Origin of the sequence: Roseomonas genomospecies 6 (assembly GCF_008365375.1) — a bacterium.
GTDB lineage: Bacteria > Pseudomonadota > Alphaproteobacteria > Azospirillales > Azospirillaceae > Azospirillum.
In genome coordinates, this window is sequence record NZ_QOKW01000016.1 from 135682 (window position 1) to 151786 (window position 16105).

Below are 16105 nucleotides of genomic sequence, written 5' to 3' on the forward strand. Positions count from 1 at the left end.
AAGAGCCGCCCGCCACCCCACATGTCCAAAAACCCATCCCGTTCCCAACCGGAGCACAGCATGCCGGAGAAAAGCCTGCCGGAGAAAAGCCTGCCGGAGAAAAACTTGAAGGACAGCGGACCGAACCACGAATCCGCCGCATACCGCATCGCCTTCGAGGATCGCGATTTCCTGTTGAGCGAGCCGATGCGCGGGGTGCGCTTCATGCTCGAATACGCCAAGCCGGAAGCGGAGCTGAAAGCCTGGGGCATCCGGTCCACCATCGTCGTCTACGGCAGCGCGCGCGTCCCCTCGCCCGAGCGGGCGGAGCAGCTTCTCCGCGGCGCCCGGACGCCGGAGGAGCGGCAACAGGCCGAACGGCGGGCCAAGCAGGCGGCCTGGTACGAGGAGGCGCGGGCCTTCGGGCGCATCGTGTCGGAGCGCGGCGGCGCCCTGTCGCCGACCGAGGACGGGCAGCGGGACAACGTGATCGCCACCGGCGGCGGCCCCGGCCTGATGGAGGCCGCCAACCGCGGTGCGCAGGAGGCCGGGGCGCCCAGCATCGGCTTCAACATCAGCCTGCCGCAGGAACCGCACCCCAACCCCTACAGCACGCCGGAGCTGACCTTCCGCTTCCACTATTTCGCCATCCGGAAGATGCATCTGGCGATGCGCGCCAACGGGCTGGCGATCTTCCCCGGCGGATTCGGCACCTTCGACGAGGCGTTCGAGATCCTGAACCTGCGCAACACCAACAAGGCGTCGCGCCTGCCCATCGTGTTCGTCGGACGCGACTATTGGAACGAGGTGGTGAATTTCCGCGCGCTGGCCGACCACGGCATGATCAGCCCCGGCGACCTGGAGCTGTTCGACATCGCCGACACGGCGGAAGAGGCGTGGGACTGCATGACCCGGCTCGGCCTGAAGCGTGGCAACCCGCCGTTGGGTCCCGCCGGCACCGGCATCTCCTCCGCCGAGGAAAGCTGACGGCTCAGCCCGGCGGCGGGCTGTCGGAGGCCGGGGCGGTTGGAGCGGGAGCGTTCAGCGCGACCCGCCCGACGCCCGGAATCTTGACCGCGAGATCGAAGGGATCGACCCCGAACGTCATGCCCAGCAGATTCACCTCGAACCCCTCCTCCTTCGCCAGAAGCAGACCGGCGAGGCCGAACAGGCTGACCTGCCAGCCGGTGCCGCTGGGCGCCCGCGCGATCAGGCCGGAACCCAGATAATCCTTGCCCAGCGCCGTGGAGGGCAGGTCCAGCCGCAGTTCCGGCACCGCCCGCGCCACCCAGGCGGCGAAGGTGTTGCTGTTGGGGCCGGGCCAGATGCGGTATTCCCCGGCGTAGGGGTAGCTCCCGGCGGCCTCGGCGATCTTGGGGATGGCGGCCTCGGCGGCGGGGCCGCGCAGTTCGGCCAGCAGCGCCGGGGCCGAGCCGAACCAGCGCCCGTCCGGATCGCGGTTGCTGACCGCAACCGCCGGAAGCCCGCGATAGACCCGCCAGCCGACCACCTCGTAGACGGTGTAGGACGACGCCCCCGCCGGCTTCACCGCGAACCAGGGATGCGTGCCGAAGGCGCCGCGCCAGGACAGGGCGCGCGCGGCGTAGACCTGCACCACCGCCTCCGGCGTCGCGGCGGGATCGGGGGCGAGGCCGACGGACGAGCGGTCCGCCCGGCTCCAGTCCACTCCCAACGTCGCCGTTCCCGACGCGATGACGAAGGCCGGCCCGGCCAGCAGCAGGACCAGCGTCATCAGAACTACCAGGATCGTGGCCGCCATTCTTTTCCGCACCGCTCCCTCTCGCTTCACGCGCCCGTTCCCGGTTAGGCTATCATCGCCCCACCCGGTGTGGATGTTGTACGTTGAAGACCATGCCGTTGGTTCAGCCGGGCGGATGGTTCACCCGAAGGAGCGCCCCGATGCCCGCCGCCGACCTGACCGAGCTTCTGGACCGCATCACCCGGCAGGCGCCGACCCGCGCCGCGACGACGGAGGTCGCCCGCGCGCTCGGCTGGACCACGGGACCCAGCCGCAAGGGGTGGAAGGTCGTGCAGCCCACCGGCTATGTCGGCGGCATGGTCGTGCCGCCCAGCGCCGACACCAGCGCCGCGGAGGCCTGGTTCGACCCCGAGGGGACGGAGCGCGGTCTGGCCGGGCCGAACGCGGAGTTTCCGCCCTATCTGACCAGCCTGGACACCGCCCTGTCCGCCGTCCCCGCGGCGGAGCGCGGCGGCGCCCTGCGCCGTGCGCTGGACCACCACCGGGCATGGCAGGAGGAGACCGGGCGGGACGACGCCACGCTCACCCGCCTGCCCGCCTTCGTCATCGCGGCGTGGCTGGCGGTGAAGCGGGACTCCAAAATGCCGGAGTGATGGGGATCAGTCCGCCGCCCCGCTCTCCTTCCGGGTGCCGTTCATGGCCTGGGCGGCGGCGAAGCCGATGATCCGGTTGGCGGCCTCCGGATCGTCCACCCGCACCACCACGCCGCGCCCGACCAGATGGATTCCGTGGTCCTGGAAGGCCCGGATCAGGCGATGGTACGCCTCGCGCCGGATGACGAACTGCTCGTTGGGCTTGGTGATGAACTTGACGCCGATGATCGCCGCGTCGTCCTCCACCCGGCGCACGCCCTGGGACTTCAGCGGTTCGATGAAGCTCGGCCCCATCTCCGGGTCGGCGGACAGTTCCTTGCCGACCTCCTTCACCAGCTTCTTCACCAACCCCATGTCGGTCTCGGGCGGGACCCGGAACTCCAGCCGCATCAGCGCCCAGTCCCGGCTGTAGTTGGTCAGCGCCTTGATCTGGCCGAAGGGCAGCGTGTGCACGGCGCCGCGGTGGTGGCGGAGCTTCAGCGAGCGCAGGGAGATGCCTTCCACCGTGCCGCGCAGTTGCCCGACTTCCACGTAGTCGCCCATGTGGAAGGCGTCCTCCAGCAGGAAGAAGACGCCCGCCAGGATGTCGGCGATCGTCGATTGCGCGCCCAGACCGATGGCGATGCCGATCACCCCCGCCCCGGCCAGCAGCGGCCCGATCTCGATGCCGACGGAGGACAGCATGATCATGACGACGATGACGATCATCACGATCTGAAGGAACTTCCGCAGCAGCGGCAGCAGGGTCGCCAGCCGTTGCCCGCGGGAGGACGGGCCGTCGTGGCGCGCCCCCTCCAACGCCCGGTCGATGGCCCGCACCACCATCGTCCAGGCGACGTAGCCCAGCAGAAGCACGACCGTCACGTTGAACAGCAGCCGCAGGGCAATGCCCGTCGCCCCCGTCGCCTGCTCCACCCGGAATCCCCAGATGGCCGCCGTGGCGAAGACGCCGACGACGAACAGCGCCGACCACAGCGCGCGCATCACCCGCGCCACCGCGGCCTTGCCCGCCTCCGTCTCCTCCCCCCGGTAGAAGCGGGCAAGCGGGCGCTGGGCCATCAGCGCGACGGCGGGCACCGCCAGCGCCACCAGCAGGCTGGCGAGCATCCGCGGTCCCGTCGCCGGTTCGAGCCGCACCGCCGCCCCCGCCACGACCAGCCACAAGGCGACCAGATAGACCGAGGCCGCCACCGCCCACAGCCCCAATGTGGGATGGTCCTTCGCCTCGATGCCGAGCGGGCGGGCGATGGCCATCGCCACCGCCGCCCGCCCCCGCCACACGCGGTAGAGCAGATAGAGGAAGGGAACGGTGCTCAGCGGCAGGCCGATGGCGACGATGGCGTTTCCGCCCACCCCCAGCGCCAGCAGCAGATCGACCAGCCCCAGAACCGTCGCGGCCAATGTCACCGTGACCACGCCTGTGCGATGCAGCGCGCGCGCGTCGGCGTCCTCCAGCGGGATCAGGCGCAACTCCGGGCGCTCCGGCGCGCAGAGGAAGCGGATCAGCCGATCGGTCAGCAGCACGGTCAGCGCCGCCTGGAGCACCGCCAGCAGAACCGCCGGGGCCGCCGGGTGCGCCGGACGCAGGATCGCGTAGACGACCAGCACCCCGAGCGCGAAGGCCACCACCGGCACCAGCCCCAGCACGAAACGCAGCATTCCCGCCAGCAGCGGCGCCCCGCCGCCTTCCGCCTCCAGCCTCCGCCTCGGCCCCGCCAGCGCCCGGCCCGTCAGCAGCAGCGCGGCGGTCCCCGCCGCGAAGAGGATCAGCAGGCCGCGCAGCAGCCGCAGAGGATGCACCGCCGCCTCCCGCCCGTTCGGGTGCGCGAAGGCGTCCGACAGGATGGCCGGAAGCTGCGGGTAGGTGGCCGCCACCGCCTCCAGCCGCGCGGCGTAGTGCTCCAGCCCCGTCGCCTGGTTCTGCGCCGCCGCCGGCCCCGGCGACAGGACGAGCAGAAGCGCGGCCAGGAGGGGGATGGCAAGCAGCCGCGGAAGATGCCGGGCATCATCGACCATCAAAAACACCGCCCAGGGGAAAGGACAAGGCCGCGCTCGCGGTATCGGACCGTCGCCCCCGCCCGCCCGGCGGCGCCAGTACGTTACCGTTGCCTACCGGACCACCCCGTCACCCCCGCCCGCGCCCTGCCCCGTCGGGCATACAAGGTTCCGGCGGACGCGGCGTATCTTACGGTAAGACGCCCGTTCGTGACCTGCCGCCCGGACCGAACCGCCTCGATAATTCCTCAAATGCTCGTAATTCCAACGGTTATGAGGAACCGCCGCATGCGCCTGTTATCCGGCCCGTCCTTCGGGCTTCACGCCGCCGCCCTGGCGTTGACGCTGGCCGCCGCCTCCCCGGCCCAGGCACAGTTCGGGCTGTTTCTCGGCGGACGCGGCGGGGTGGACCTGACGGACGAGGACTGGGACCTGTTCCGCAACGCGCTGCGCGAGGCCCTAACGCCGTTGGAAGCGGGGCGGCGCACGGAGTGGAACAACCCGAAGACCGGGGTGCGCGGCGATGTGGTCGTTCAGAAGATCCACGAACGGGACGGCGCCCCCTGCGGCGATGTGCAGGCCAACTTCATCCGGCGGACCGTCCAGCCCTACCGGCTGACCTTCTGCCGCATGGCCAACGGGCAATGGGCGATAGCGCCCTGACGGGCGCCGGGGCGATAGCGCCCTGACGGGCGCCGGGGCGATAGCGCCCTGACGGGCGCCGGGGCCATCGCGCTCTGACGGACCCCTCCCCGTCAGAACCCGGTTTCGCGGATCAGCACGGCCAGCGCGGTGCGCCAGAAACGGTCGGCCAGACTGCGCGCCTCGCCGTCCACGCGGGCGACGCCGCGCATCTGGTGGGCGGGTCCCGCCTGCGTCCGGTCCAGCGGGGCCAGGACCACACGGTAGACGGCCTCCACCGGCTTCAGGTTGTGGCGCGCGGCCTCGGCGTTCGTCCGCCCCATGGACGGGCCGCTCTGGGACTCGACCGCGATGGGACCGCCGTGGAGCGACGCCAGGGCGGGAACGTCCAACCCCTTCACGCCCACCCGGTCCACCGCCGTCACCCGCGCCTCCATCCGGGGGCGCAGCGGGTCGTCGGGGTGGAACCGCGCGGCGGCGCCCGCCGTCACGCGGGTGAGGTCGTTCTCGGCCACATAGCCGACCAGTTCCCCGCCGCCGTCCGCCACGATCTGGCCGAGCGCCAGCGACGGCCCAACCCAGCGGCCGGGCCGCAGCGCGTCGGCCATGTCCACCAGCGTGCCGGCGATGGGCGCGCGGATTTCCAGCCGCGCCAGACCGTCCAGCAGCCCCTGCCGCTCGGCCAGATTGGCGGCCAGATCCTCTTCCATCACCCGCACCCGGTCCAGACCGTCGCGGGCGGCCAGCATGCGGTCGATCCGGTCCTGGGCCAGCGCGATGCGCAGCTCCGACTGGTGCAGCTTGCTCGCCAGTTCCGGCGCCTCCAGCCGGAACAGCAGGTCGCCCAGCGCCACGCGCTGGCCGGGCTGGACCAGCACCTCCGCGATGCGGGCCGGAACCGGGGGAAACAGGGTGGAGAAGCCCTCCGCCCGCCACACCGCGGGCACCGCGATGGTTCCGGTGACCGGCACGAAGGCCAGCCAGACCAGGGCCGTCAGGCCGCCCAGCGTCACCAGGAGATGACGGTTGGGCCGGAAACTGTCCCGGCGCTCCCACCAGGCGCTCAGTTCGTTGAACAGCGGGCGCAGGATGAACCAGCCGATTTCCACCGCGAACAGCACGATGCCCAGCACCTTGATGAAGACGTGATAGACCAGAACCGCGATGCCGATGAACAGCACCAGCCGATAGACCCAGGTGGCGAAGGCGTAGGCCAGAAGCACCCGCTCCATCCACGGCTCGAACCGCTCCGGCGCCTCCTCGCCCAGGCCGAACAGCGCTTCGCGCAGCCGCCAGCGGGCGAACGCGAAGGCGCGGTCCTGAAGATTCGGCACGTCCAGCGCGTCGGCCAGCAGGTAATAGCCATCGAAGCGCATGAAGGGACTGAGGTTGATGGTCAGCGTCGTCACCCAGCTCACCGTCGCCACGAAGAAGGCGGCGCTGCGCAGCGGGCCGTCGGGCAGGAAGCTCCAGGCCAGGGTGGCGAAGGCGGCCAGCGCCAGTTCGGTCAGCATGCCCGCCGCAGCGATCTGCAGCCGGGCGCGGCGCGACACCAGCCGCCACGCGTCGCTGGTGTCGGTGTAGAGCACCGGCCACAGCACCAGGAAGGCCAACCCCATGGTCGGCACCCGGCAGCCGTAGCGTTTCGCGGTGTAGGCGTGCCCCAACTCGTGCAGCGACTTGGTGACGAGCAGGGTCACGCCGTAGAAGGCCATGCCTTCCAGCGTGAAGAAATGCAGGAAGGTGTGAGCGAAGCTGTCCCACTGGCGCATTGCCAGGACGAGGCCCAGAAGGCCGGCGCCGATCACCGTCCAGAACCACGCCCGGCTGTAGAACGGCGCCACGTAGCGCACGGTAGCGTTCAGGAAGCCGTCGGGGCGGATCAGCGGGATGCGGAAGAACAGATAATTGTGAAGCAGCCACATCGACCAGGACGTGCGCCGCGCCGCCGTCTGCTTGGTCAGGAAATCAACGTCGGCGCCCTGGGTGAGGTTGTTGGCCGCCAGGAACTTGTAAAGCCCGACGACCTCCTCCGCCTCCGCCTCCAGGACGGTTTCCGCCGTCACCGCGGCGGCGATGGCGCGCGGCGATCCGTGATGCCAGCGGGCGATGACCTCGAAGGCGCCATGACCGATGCGGAAATACCGGTTGCGCACCGGATCGTGGATCGTCCAGCAGGACGACCCGTCCGGAGCCGGCGGGGCCGGCAGCAGTTGAAGCTCCTCGCGCAGCGGCGGCAGCCGCACGCTGTCCAGCGGGTCCAGCGGCGTGATGACCGCCGGCCCCGATATCCCGATGGCGGCGGCGCCCATGGGTCAGAGTCCCACGGTCTGGCGCACCGCGGCCAGCGGGCGGCGGAACAGGTAGAAGGCCAGCGGCACCCGCTCGCCCTGGATCTTGGCCGTGCCGCGCAGCCCGATGCGCGGCGTCGGCTGGTCCGGCGCCAGATCGGCGCGGACACGGTAGGCCAGAACCCCGCCCTGGGTCAGCCCCGGCTCGTAGCTGGCGTGGGCGACCGTCGCGCGCAGCGGGCGCAGGGGATCGACGTTCAGGTAGAGGCTGACCTCCGCCCCCTCCTCCAGAACGATCGCGTCGTTCACGGGCACATGGATGTCCACCTCCGCCGCCTGCGGATCGGCCAGCGTCAGGATGCGCTCGCCCACCGCCACCGGCTTGCCCAGCCAGTCGTTGGCGTCGGTGAAGACCGCGATGCCCGTCCGTTCCGCCTTCACGGTGACGCGGTCCATCAGGTCGCGGGCGAAGTCCATCTCCGCCCGGCGCAGCTCCACCTGGGTCTTCAACTGGGCGATGCGCGCCTTGCTCTGCGGATCGGCGAAGGCCCCCTGGGAGGCGGTCAGCAGTTCCGCCTCCGCCGAGGCCAGCGCCTTGCGCGCCACCTCCAGGCGGCTCTTCAGCACGGTCGCCTCGAAGGTGAACAGCGGCTGGCCGGCGCCCACCGGCTCGTTCGGTTGGACGTGGAACCGCTCGATCACCCCTTCCAGCGGCGCGCTGACGATCAGGGGATCGCGCGGCGCGACCTCCGCCGGGGCCAGCGTCGATTGCGGCACCGGGATGGCCAGCACCCCCGCCAGGGCCGCCGCCACGGCCAGCGCCCACACCCCCTTGCGCGCCCGCACCCCGGACCGGCGCCCGGCGTGAGTCAGCGCCCACCAGGCGTGCCCATAGCCTCCGGCGAGTTGGCCGAGCAACACCAATTCGCCATCCGTCCACACGTCGTTGCGGGCAAGCCACAGGGCCGCGGTGACGGCGCCGTCCGGCCCGTGCAAGGGCACCCACAGTGCCTGTGACGGCCCCCATTGGCCCCAGTCGCGGGCCAGAGCGGGCGGCACCTCCGTGGGAGAGACGACGTGCAGGTTGCGCGCCTCCGTTCCCCCGGCGATGGCCGAGGCCGCGGCCTCCAGCCAGCGGGTGAAGGGGGCGTCGCGCTCCGGGACGGCGATGTTGGACACCGCCTCCAGCCGCGCCTTGCCCGACGGCGCGACGGTCAGGAAGACCGCCTGCTGGTAGGCGATCATCCGCCGCGTCTGGTTCACCAGGAAGAAGCGCAGCGCTTCGGGATTCGGGGCCTGCCGGGCCTCCTGCTGCAGGTTCAGCAGGAGCAGGAGGCCGTTCAGCGGGTTGGCCGCCTCCATCCGGACGGACTTGACGTCATCGGGCACCTTTGGCCTCCTCCGGCGGAGCGAAGCGGGCGGTGCCGCTCATCCCGGCAACGAGGTTCGGGGCGTTGCCCTGCTTGTCGGCCAGCAGTTTCCCCGTCACCTTCAGCGACTGGCTGACCGGGTCCACGCGGGCGCCGACCAGGGCGACCTCCCCATCCAGAACCTCGCCCGTCTCGTCGATGCGCAGGTCGAACCGCTGGCCGGGCTTCAGCCAGACCAGCCAGGAAGATGGGACGATCAGCTCGACCCGCAGGTCGCGGTCGGACAGGATCTCCAGCAGAGCCGTGCCGGCGGGGACCGACTCATGCTCGCGAATCCTCTGGTCCACCACCTTGCCGTCGAAGGGCGCCTTCACGTCGCAACGGCGGACCTCGATCTCCGCCTTGCGCAGGTCGGCGCGGGCGGCCTCGGCCTTGACCTCGGCCATCTCGACCTCGGCCCCGCCGATGGATTTCAACTGCTCCAGCCGGCGGCTCTGCCGCACCGTGACGTCGGCGGCGCGCAGGTTGGCGCGGGCCGCATCGACCGCCGCCTGATAATGGCTGCAATCGAAGGCGACGAGCGTCTGGCCCGCCTTGAAGGATTGGCCCGCCTCCACCGTGATCCGCCCGATGCGCCCGGCGATCTCGCTGGACAGGACGGCGTGCTGCCGGGCCTCGATCAGTGCGCGCACCCCCCCTTCGGGGGCCGGCGCCGGATCGGCCGCGGCGAGCGGGAGGGGAACCAGCGCGAAAGCCAGCGCGGCGAGGAAGCGTGAGGGGCGAAAGCAGCACATCATGGCAGAGATTTTCTGCACCCATTGCTCCGGAAACGCAACGATCCAGGATTCGCAAGCGATCCTGCACGCTTATTTGTTTCAGCACCGGCATGCCGGCACAGCCGGGAGGGGGCGGCGCCCAGACGCCGCCCCGCAGCACTCAACGCGCGGTGGCGCGGCCAACCGGAGCCAGCGCGCTCGTCGGCACGGTGTAGACCTTCACCGGTTCCGATCGGGCAGGCGCGTTGTAGGACACCGTCATCGGGGCGGTCATGGACGCGGCCGGCCGCTTCGGCAGTTCGGCCACCGTCACGCGTTCCGGGACGGCTGCCTTGCGCTCCGCCGGTTCCTCGACCCGCGCGGCGACCGGAGCGGCGGCCTTCGGTTCGTCCACCTTCTCGACCGGGGCCTTCTCGACCGGAGCCGGGGCCTTCTCGGAGGTCGTCGCGGCGGGAACAAGCAGGTCCTGGAGGCGCGCGGTACCGCCCGCCTTCTGCTGCCAGGCGCCCAGCCCGTCGGACACGGCCTGCCTCAGGGTCGAGAGATCCTGGGACGGGACGGCCTCCGGCATCGGATCGACGCCCGCCGACACCATGACGCGCGCGTAGGCGTTCTGGAGATCGGCGTAGACCAGATCGCGCCGCAGGTCCGAAACCAGCTCCGACACCTCGGCCTGGATCACGCTCATGTCGCCCTGCTGGCCGACCGTGTTGCTGTTCACATACTGCTGCCGGATGCGGCGGTCGATCGCCGCCTGATCGGCGTTGAGGGTAAATTCCTGCGACAGTTCGCGGAACTGCACCATCGCCACGCGCACCTGGCTCAGAACCGCCACGCTCAGCGCCTGACGGCGGAAGGCGACCAGCTCTTCCTGGGCCTTGGAGAAGGCGTGCGTGTCCGGTGCGGAGGCCAGCGACAGGATGTTCCACGACACCCGCGCCCCATAATCGGCCCAGCGCTGGTTCAGCAGGAAGCTGTTGCTGTCGTAATGCAGGCCGGCGTTCAGGTCGATGCCCGGCAGCAGCTTCAGCAGGGCGCGGCGCGTCTCGTCGGTGGTGATGCGGGCGTTGTAGGACTCCTCCAGCAACTCCGGACGGTTCAGGAGAGCGTAGGATTCGAGCGATTCGACCGAGGCGGTGATGGCCGGCACGTCCTTGCCCGTGACATCCGGCGGAATCTGCAGGGCGAAGTTCTCACCCGGCGGCAGGCCCATCAGCGCGCCGAGCTGCGACTTGGCGGCCACCAGCTCGCGCCGCAGGGTCTGGAGCTGGCGCAGCGTGTCGACCAGCGCGCGCTGGTAGGACAGGGTCTGCAGCGGGGCCTGGACGCGCTGCGCCTCCAGGGCGTTCGCGTTCTTGCGCGCCGCCTCGATGCGCTTCTCCAGCGGCTCGATCCGCTTCAGCAGCCGCTCCGCCGCGACGGCGCGCCAGTAGGAGGTGCGCACGTCCTGGAGGATGCCCTGGACGACGCGGCGGCGCCGCTCGTCGGCGATCAGGACGAGGTTCGAATTCTGGCGGGCGCGCAGGTAGCTGACGCCGAAGTCGAGAATGTTCCAGGTGAAACCCAGATCGGCGGTGCGGCGGTGCCGGTCCGTCGCCGTGGTGCTTTCACCCGTGCGGCGCCCGGTGGCGAGATTCAGGCTTTCGGACCCGGATTCGTTGTTGCGCCCGGTGTAGCCCGCCCCCGCGACGAGGCGCGGAAGCATGTCGAACCGCGACAGGTCGAGCTGCTGGTTGGCAACCGCCATCTCCATCAGCTTCACGCGTTCGTCGAGGTTGTACTTGATGGCCCGCGCCATCGCCTCGTGCATCGACACGGGACCGGAAATCGGCTCCTGCGGCGACATGATGACCGACATGTCCTCGCGCAGGCGGGACACATTCTCGTCGTCGGTCAGGGGCTTGGGACTGACGGAACATCCGCTGGCGAGCAGGGCTGCGGCAACCAGGGCGAAGGACGCGCGGGCCTTGTGGCCCCGCGGCCGGAGGGAGGAAGCGAACCGGGTCATTCTCGTCGGCAATCCATTCGGGAAGAAACGCATAGGCGGGAAGAAGACGGGGCGCGCGGGCGGCACTAGGCCGCCCGGCTTCCCGGAGGTACGTGGGTGGTGAGTGCGGCCAGCAGCGCCGCGGACTGGGCGTCGGAGGCTCCGTGGATCTGGGCCACCTGACGGGAGAAGGCCGGACGGGGCGGCGCGGAACCGTCGAGGTCGGCGCGCGGTCCGGGGGCTTGCCCCTGGCCGTCCGTACCCGCCGGAGCGTTGGCCGGATCGCCCGCCGCCGGCGCGTCGCCGGACGGCGGCTGCCCTTGCGGCTGGCCCTGACCTTGGTTGCCCTGGCCCGGCCCCTGCGGTCCGCCCTGGCCACCACGGTTGGCTGGAGCGTTCTCGATCGTGGTGCCGGTTCCCGGCTGGTTGCCGAACCGGTTGCCCGGCGCACCGCCAAGCCCGCCGGATGCCGGACCGGGGCCCGTGCCGCCGCCCGGGGCACCACCCGACGCCGTTCCAGGCGCGCCGGTCACACTACCGGTGCCGGTCCCGCCGGCCGGACCGCCAGCCGCCGGGCTGCCCGTACCGGTGCCCACGGTCGAAACGCCTCCAGCCGGGGCTCCGCCAAGCGCGCTGCCGCCGGGACCCGCGGTCCCGACGCCGCCCGTGCCGCCCAGACCGGCACCGATCCCGCCGGTGCCGCCGCCCAGGCCAGAGCCGCCGCCCACGCCACCGCCGAAGCCGCCGCCCAGGCCACCGCCGCCGCTGACGACGTTGCTCAGCCCGGAACCGCCGGAGCCGCCAGCACCGCCGCCCAGCACCGCGTTGGACGAGCTGGCCGTGCCGCCGCTGGACGGGGCGCCGCCGATGGCGGTGATGGTGATCGAGCGGCCCGCGTCGCTGCTGGTCGAGTTGCCGATGTTGCTGATGGTGATCGAGCGTCCGGCGTCCGTGCTGCTGCTGCCCGAGCTGCTGCCGCTGCCGATCGACGAGGCGGTGATGACGCGGCCCGCGTCGCTGCTCGTCTGCAGGCTCGGCAAGGTCGGCGCGGTGCCCAGAGTCGGCCCGGACGCCTGCGTCGTCCCGGTCCCGGTCGCCGCCGTGGTGGAGGTGGACACCGCCGTCGTCGTGTTGCCGGTGGACGCCGCGACCGTCACGACCGGCGGCGGGGGCGGAGCCACCGTGTAGGTGGTCGTGCCCGCGGTCCCCGTGTTGCCCACGGCGTCGGTCGCCCGGGCCGAGATGGCGTAACTGCCGACCCCCAGATCGGCGGCCAGGGCGAGCTGCCAGACACCCGTCGCGCTGGCCCTCGCCGTGCCCACCGTCTGGCCGTTGACCGTCACGGTGACGAGGCTGTTCGCCTCGGCGGTGCCCTGCACCACCGGCGTGCTGCCCGCGGTGGAGTTCAGCGTCACGGTCGGGGCCGCCGGCGGCGTGGTGTCGATGACCAGGGTGGTGACCGCCGACGTGTCGCTGACGTTGCCGGCCGTGTCGGTGGCCTGGACCTGGACGCTGTGCGTGCCGTCGGCCAGAGCGGTCGGGAACTGGAAGGTCCAGGCCCCGTTGGCGTCGGCCACCGCCGTTCCGGCCACCCGGCCGTCCACCAGGATGTTGACGGTGCTGCCGGCCTCCGTCGTGCCGCCGATGGACGGCGTGGCGACGCCGGAGACGCGCGCGCCGGCCGCCGTGCCGGCCACGGTGGCGCTGGTCACCGACGGTGCCGGGGTCACCGGCTTGGCGGTGTCGATCACCACCACCAGCGCGTCCGACGGCTCGCTGACGATGCCGAACCGGTTGGTCGCGGTGGTCGTTATGCTGTGCGTCCCGTCGGTCAGCGCCGTCTGGAGCTGATGGACCCAGAAGCCGTTGGAGTCGGCCACGGCGGTCCCTACGGCCTTGCCGTCCACCATGACGGTCACCGTGGCGTTCGGCTCCACCGTGCCGGACAGCGTCGGCTTCGCGACGTTGGTCAGCCGGTCGGTCGCCGACGCGCCGGAGTCGGACAGCCCGCTCAGCGCCGTCCCGGCGGGCTTCGTCGGAACCGGCGTGTCGATCCGCACCTGGCTGGTGTCGCCCACGCCCTTCAGCGCGGTCAGCAGCGGCCCCTGGGCCGCGTCCATGACGGTGCCGCCGTTCAGCGCCAGGCCAAGGACCGAGATGCCCTGCGGCGCGCGGTCGCCGACCGGAACCACATAGTCGAACCGCATCAGCGTGCCGGTGCTGCCCGCCGCGTTGTAGGTGGCGGACCGGATGCTGCCGCCGACCGCCAGTTCAAGGACCGGACTGCCGCTGACGATGGCCGTCTCGCTGAGCTGGACATAGAAGCTGACCGTGTCGCCCGGCAGGTAGGTCTGCGCCGGCGGGGCCGTGACGCTGACCACCGACGGCGGCGTGCGGTCCACCGACACGCTGCGCGTCCCCTGGGTGGCGTTGCCCGCTGCGTCGGCAAGGCTGGCGGTGACGGTGTGGCTGCCGCCGTCCGGCAGAGCCAGCAGATCGGCGGAGGGGATGGACAGGCTCCAGGCGTTGTTGGTCACCGTCGTGCTGTAGGTCTTGCCGTTCAGCGTCACCGTGACCGTCTGGCCGTCCTCGACCCCGGTGGTGACGCCCGACACGGTCTGGCCCACCGCGCTGTCCGCCGCGTTCAGCACGTTGTCGCCGGCCACCGTGGCGATGGCGACGGTCGGCGGCGTGCGGTCGACCGAGACGCCGCGCGTCGCCTGGACCGCGGCGTTGCCCGCCACGTCCGACAGGTCGGCGGTGATGCTGTAGTGGCCGCCGTCCGGCAGAGCCAGCAGATCGGCGGAGGGGATGGACAGGCTCCAGGCGTTGTTGGTCACTGTCGTGCTGTAGGTCTTGCCGTTCAGCGTCACCGTGACCGTCTGGCCGTCCTCGACCCCGGTCGCGGTGCCCGACACCGTCTGGCCCGCCGCGCTGTCCGCCGCGTTCAGCACGTTGTCGCCAGCCACCGTGGCGATGGCGATGGTCGGAGCCGTGCGGTCGAAGGTGACGGTGCGGACGGCGGAGTCGGCGCTTTCCATCCCGGCGATGACCTGCCGGACGGTGAAGTTGACCGTGCCGCTGAGCCCGGACACGTCGACACCGGCGAAGCTGAAGCCGCCCGACGCGTCGGCGGTCGCCGTCGCCAGCAGCGACCCGTTGGCGTACAGCCGCACCGTCGCGTTGGCGTTGGCGTTGGCGCCGTTGCCATTGATGGTGACGCTGGCCGCCTTGGTGATGCTGTCGGTGCTGCTGTTGCCCGTGTCCGATCCCGCGTCGAGGGTCAGAACGCTGGTCGGGGCGACCGGGGTGATCGACAGGCTGGCCGTGTCCGTCGCCGCGGAGAAGGCGGACGTCCCGCCGCCGCCGTTGGTCGCCGCCTTGGACCCCGCGGTGCCGGTGGTCTGGTCCCAGGCGCGGAAGGTGATCGCCGTGCCCAGGATGCCCGCGTTGGAGCCGGTCGGCTGGTAATAGAGCCGGTCCGTCGTGCGCAGCAGCAGCGCGCTTCCGCTGTCGTTCACCGTGCCGACCGCGGTCCAGTTGGCGCCGCCGTCGGTGCTGTAGTACCAGGTGCCGCCTTCCGACGTGTCCACGCCGACCAGCGCGATGCCGGTGACGGCTCCGCTGTCCACGTCGGAAACGTTGGTGCCGGTGGCCACCAGGGACGACACCGCCACACCGACGAGACCGGCGGGCCCGGCCGCGGTCTGGGCGACGCTCGGCAGGGTCAGCACGGTGTCGCTCAGCACCGGGGCGTCGTTCACCGCGGTCACGGCGATGCCCGCCGACGCGCTGGCGGTGCTGAACTGGCCGCCGGTCCCCAAACCGCCGTTCGCGGTGGTGTCGTTGCCCGCCGTCGTCCCCGCCGTCCCGGACGTCTGGTCCCAGGCCTTGAAGGTGATCCCGCTGGCGACCGACCCGTTGTAGTCGGCGTTCGGGACGAAGCGCACGCGGTCGCTGTTGGCGAGCAGCAGGGCCGTCGTTCCGGAAACGCCGGTGATGGCGGTCCAGTTGCCGGCTCCGGTCTTGTACTGCCAGGTGCCGTTGCTGTTGTCGATCGCGGTGATCGCGATGCCCAGCGCGTTGCCGTCGGCATCGGTGACTGTGCCGGCGGAGGCCAGGATGGCCGCCACGCTGTCGCCGTTGTTGCCGGTGGCGTCCTCGGCGATGCCGGTCAGGCTGCGCGCGTCCGTGCTCATCACCGGAGCATCGTTGACGCCGGTGATGGTGACGGTCAGGGACTGGCTGTCGCTGAGCGCACCGTCGCTGGCCGTGACGGTGAAGCTCTCCGACGTGTTGGACGACAGCGCGTCGACAGCACTGTTCGACGGGACATAGACGTATTTGCCGGTGGCGCTCTCCAGATAAAGCGTGCCGTAGGTCCCGGTCAGCGACCGGTCGTAGGTGACGCCGTTCAGCGTGAAGCTGGCCGACACACCGTTCGCAATGCCATAGGTCCGGGTGTCGCCATCGGCATCGGTCGAACTGAGGGTGCCCGTCTGGGGCGTGAGGCTGTCCGACGCGACCGTATCGGTCACGCTGATGCCCGTCGGCGCGGCGAGCGACGGCGCGCTGTTGGCGATCGCCGTGTAGGCCGAGGTCGCCGTCGGCGTCCCGCCCTTGCCGTCGTTGGCCGTCACCACCACACGCAGGTACTTGTGGGCGTCCGAAGTGGTCAGCGTGTAGCTGGCG

At 71.3% G+C, this 16105-nt stretch carries 10 protein-coding genes; 3 read left to right on the forward strand and 7 right to left on the reverse strand.

From position 1 onward, the window contains the following. Positions 1 to 60 precede the first annotated feature (60 nt). Complete coding sequence (locus tag DS843_RS19735; RefSeq protein ID WP_286192200.1) at positions 61 to 966, forward strand: LOG family protein; 906 nt, start codon at positions 61 to 63, stop codon at positions 964 to 966. A 4-nt stretch (positions 967 to 970) separates the two neighbouring features. Here the strand turns inward: DS843_RS19735 and DS843_RS19740 are convergent, their stop codons facing one another. After that, positions 971 to 1759 carry a DUF3750 domain-containing protein gene (locus tag DS843_RS19740; RefSeq protein WP_149470545.1) on the reverse strand — a complete coding sequence of 263 codons (789 nt, stop codon included), beginning with the start codon at positions 1757 to 1759 and terminating at the stop codon, positions 971 to 973. Between the two features lie 140 nt (positions 1760 to 1899). Between DS843_RS19740 and DS843_RS19745 the strand changes: the two genes are divergently transcribed. Further along, complete coding sequence (locus tag DS843_RS19745; protein ID WP_149470546.1) at positions 1900 to 2352, forward strand: hypothetical protein; 453 nt, start codon at positions 1900 to 1902, stop codon at positions 2350 to 2352. 6 nt (positions 2353 to 2358) lie between these two features. Here the strand turns inward: DS843_RS19745 and DS843_RS19750 are convergent, their stop codons facing one another. Then, the gene (locus DS843_RS19750) at positions 2359 to 4368 is read right to left on the reverse strand and encodes a mechanosensitive ion channel family protein (protein ID WP_149470547.1); all 2010 of its coding nucleotides are present in this window, start codon (positions 4366 to 4368) and stop codon (positions 2359 to 2361) included. Positions 4369 to 4635: 267 nt separating this feature from the next. Between DS843_RS19750 and DS843_RS19755 the strand changes: the two genes are divergently transcribed. Next, positions 4636 to 5010: an RT0821/Lpp0805 family surface protein gene (locus DS843_RS19755; RefSeq protein ID WP_149470548.1), complete on the forward strand. Its 375-nt coding sequence runs from the start codon at positions 4636 to 4638 to the stop codon at positions 5008 to 5010. Positions 5011 to 5102: 92 nt separating this feature from the next. Here DS843_RS19755 and DS843_RS19760 read toward each other — a convergent pair whose 3' ends face one another. The 5 genes from DS843_RS19760 to DS843_RS19780 all read right to left on the reverse strand — a co-directional run. Next, positions 5103 to 7301, reverse strand: coding sequence for a site-2 protease family protein (locus DS843_RS19760; RefSeq protein WP_149470549.1), 2199 nt, complete (start codon positions 7299 to 7301; stop codon positions 5103 to 5105). A gap of 3 nt (positions 7302 to 7304) precedes the next feature. After that, positions 7305 to 8669, reverse strand: a complete 1365-nt coding sequence (locus tag DS843_RS19765) for an efflux RND transporter periplasmic adaptor subunit (RefSeq protein ID WP_286192201.1) — start codon at positions 8667 to 8669, stop codon at positions 7305 to 7307. Further along, positions 8659 to 9465: an efflux RND transporter periplasmic adaptor subunit gene (locus DS843_RS19770; protein ID WP_286192202.1), complete on the reverse strand. Its 807-nt coding sequence runs from the start codon at positions 9463 to 9465 to the stop codon at positions 8659 to 8661. Before DS843_RS19770 ends, DS843_RS19765 begins: the two co-directional genes overlap by 11 nt. Positions 9466 to 9586: 121 nt before the next feature. Continuing rightward, positions 9587 to 11434 carry a TolC family protein gene (locus DS843_RS19775; protein ID WP_149470550.1) on the reverse strand — a complete coding sequence of 616 codons (1848 nt, stop codon included), beginning with the start codon at positions 11432 to 11434 and terminating at the stop codon, positions 9587 to 9589. A 65-nt stretch (positions 11435 to 11499) separates the two neighbouring features. Further along, on the reverse strand, positions 11500 to 16105 hold a 4606-nt coding region (locus DS843_RS19780), incomplete at its 5' end, for a beta strand repeat-containing protein (protein WP_167525373.1).

Coding starts and splice junctions, on each gene's coding strand:
- DS843_RS19740 (WP_149470545.1), bottom strand. CDS start 1,759: ATGGCGGCCACGATCCTGGTAGTTCTGATGACGCTGGTCCTGCTGCTG.
- DS843_RS19760 (WP_149470549.1), bottom strand. CDS start 7,301: ATGGGCGCCGCCGCCATCGGGATATCGGGGCCGGCGGTCATCACGCCG.
- DS843_RS19735 (WP_286192200.1), top strand. CDS start 61: ATGCCGGAGAAAAGCCTGCCGGAGAAAAGCCTGCCGGAGAAAAACTTG.
- DS843_RS19745 (WP_149470546.1), top strand. CDS start 1,900: ATGCCCGCCGCCGACCTGACCGAGCTTCTGGACCGCATCACCCGGCAG.
- DS843_RS19755 (WP_149470548.1), top strand. CDS start 4,636: ATGCGCCTGTTATCCGGCCCGTCCTTCGGGCTTCACGCCGCCGCCCTG.
- DS843_RS19750 (WP_149470547.1), bottom strand. CDS start 4,368: ATGGTCGATGATGCCCGGCATCTTCCGCGGCTGCTTGCCATCCCCCTC.
- DS843_RS19775 (WP_149470550.1), bottom strand. CDS start 11,434: ATGACCCGGTTCGCTTCCTCCCTCCGGCCGCGGGGCCACAAGGCCCGC.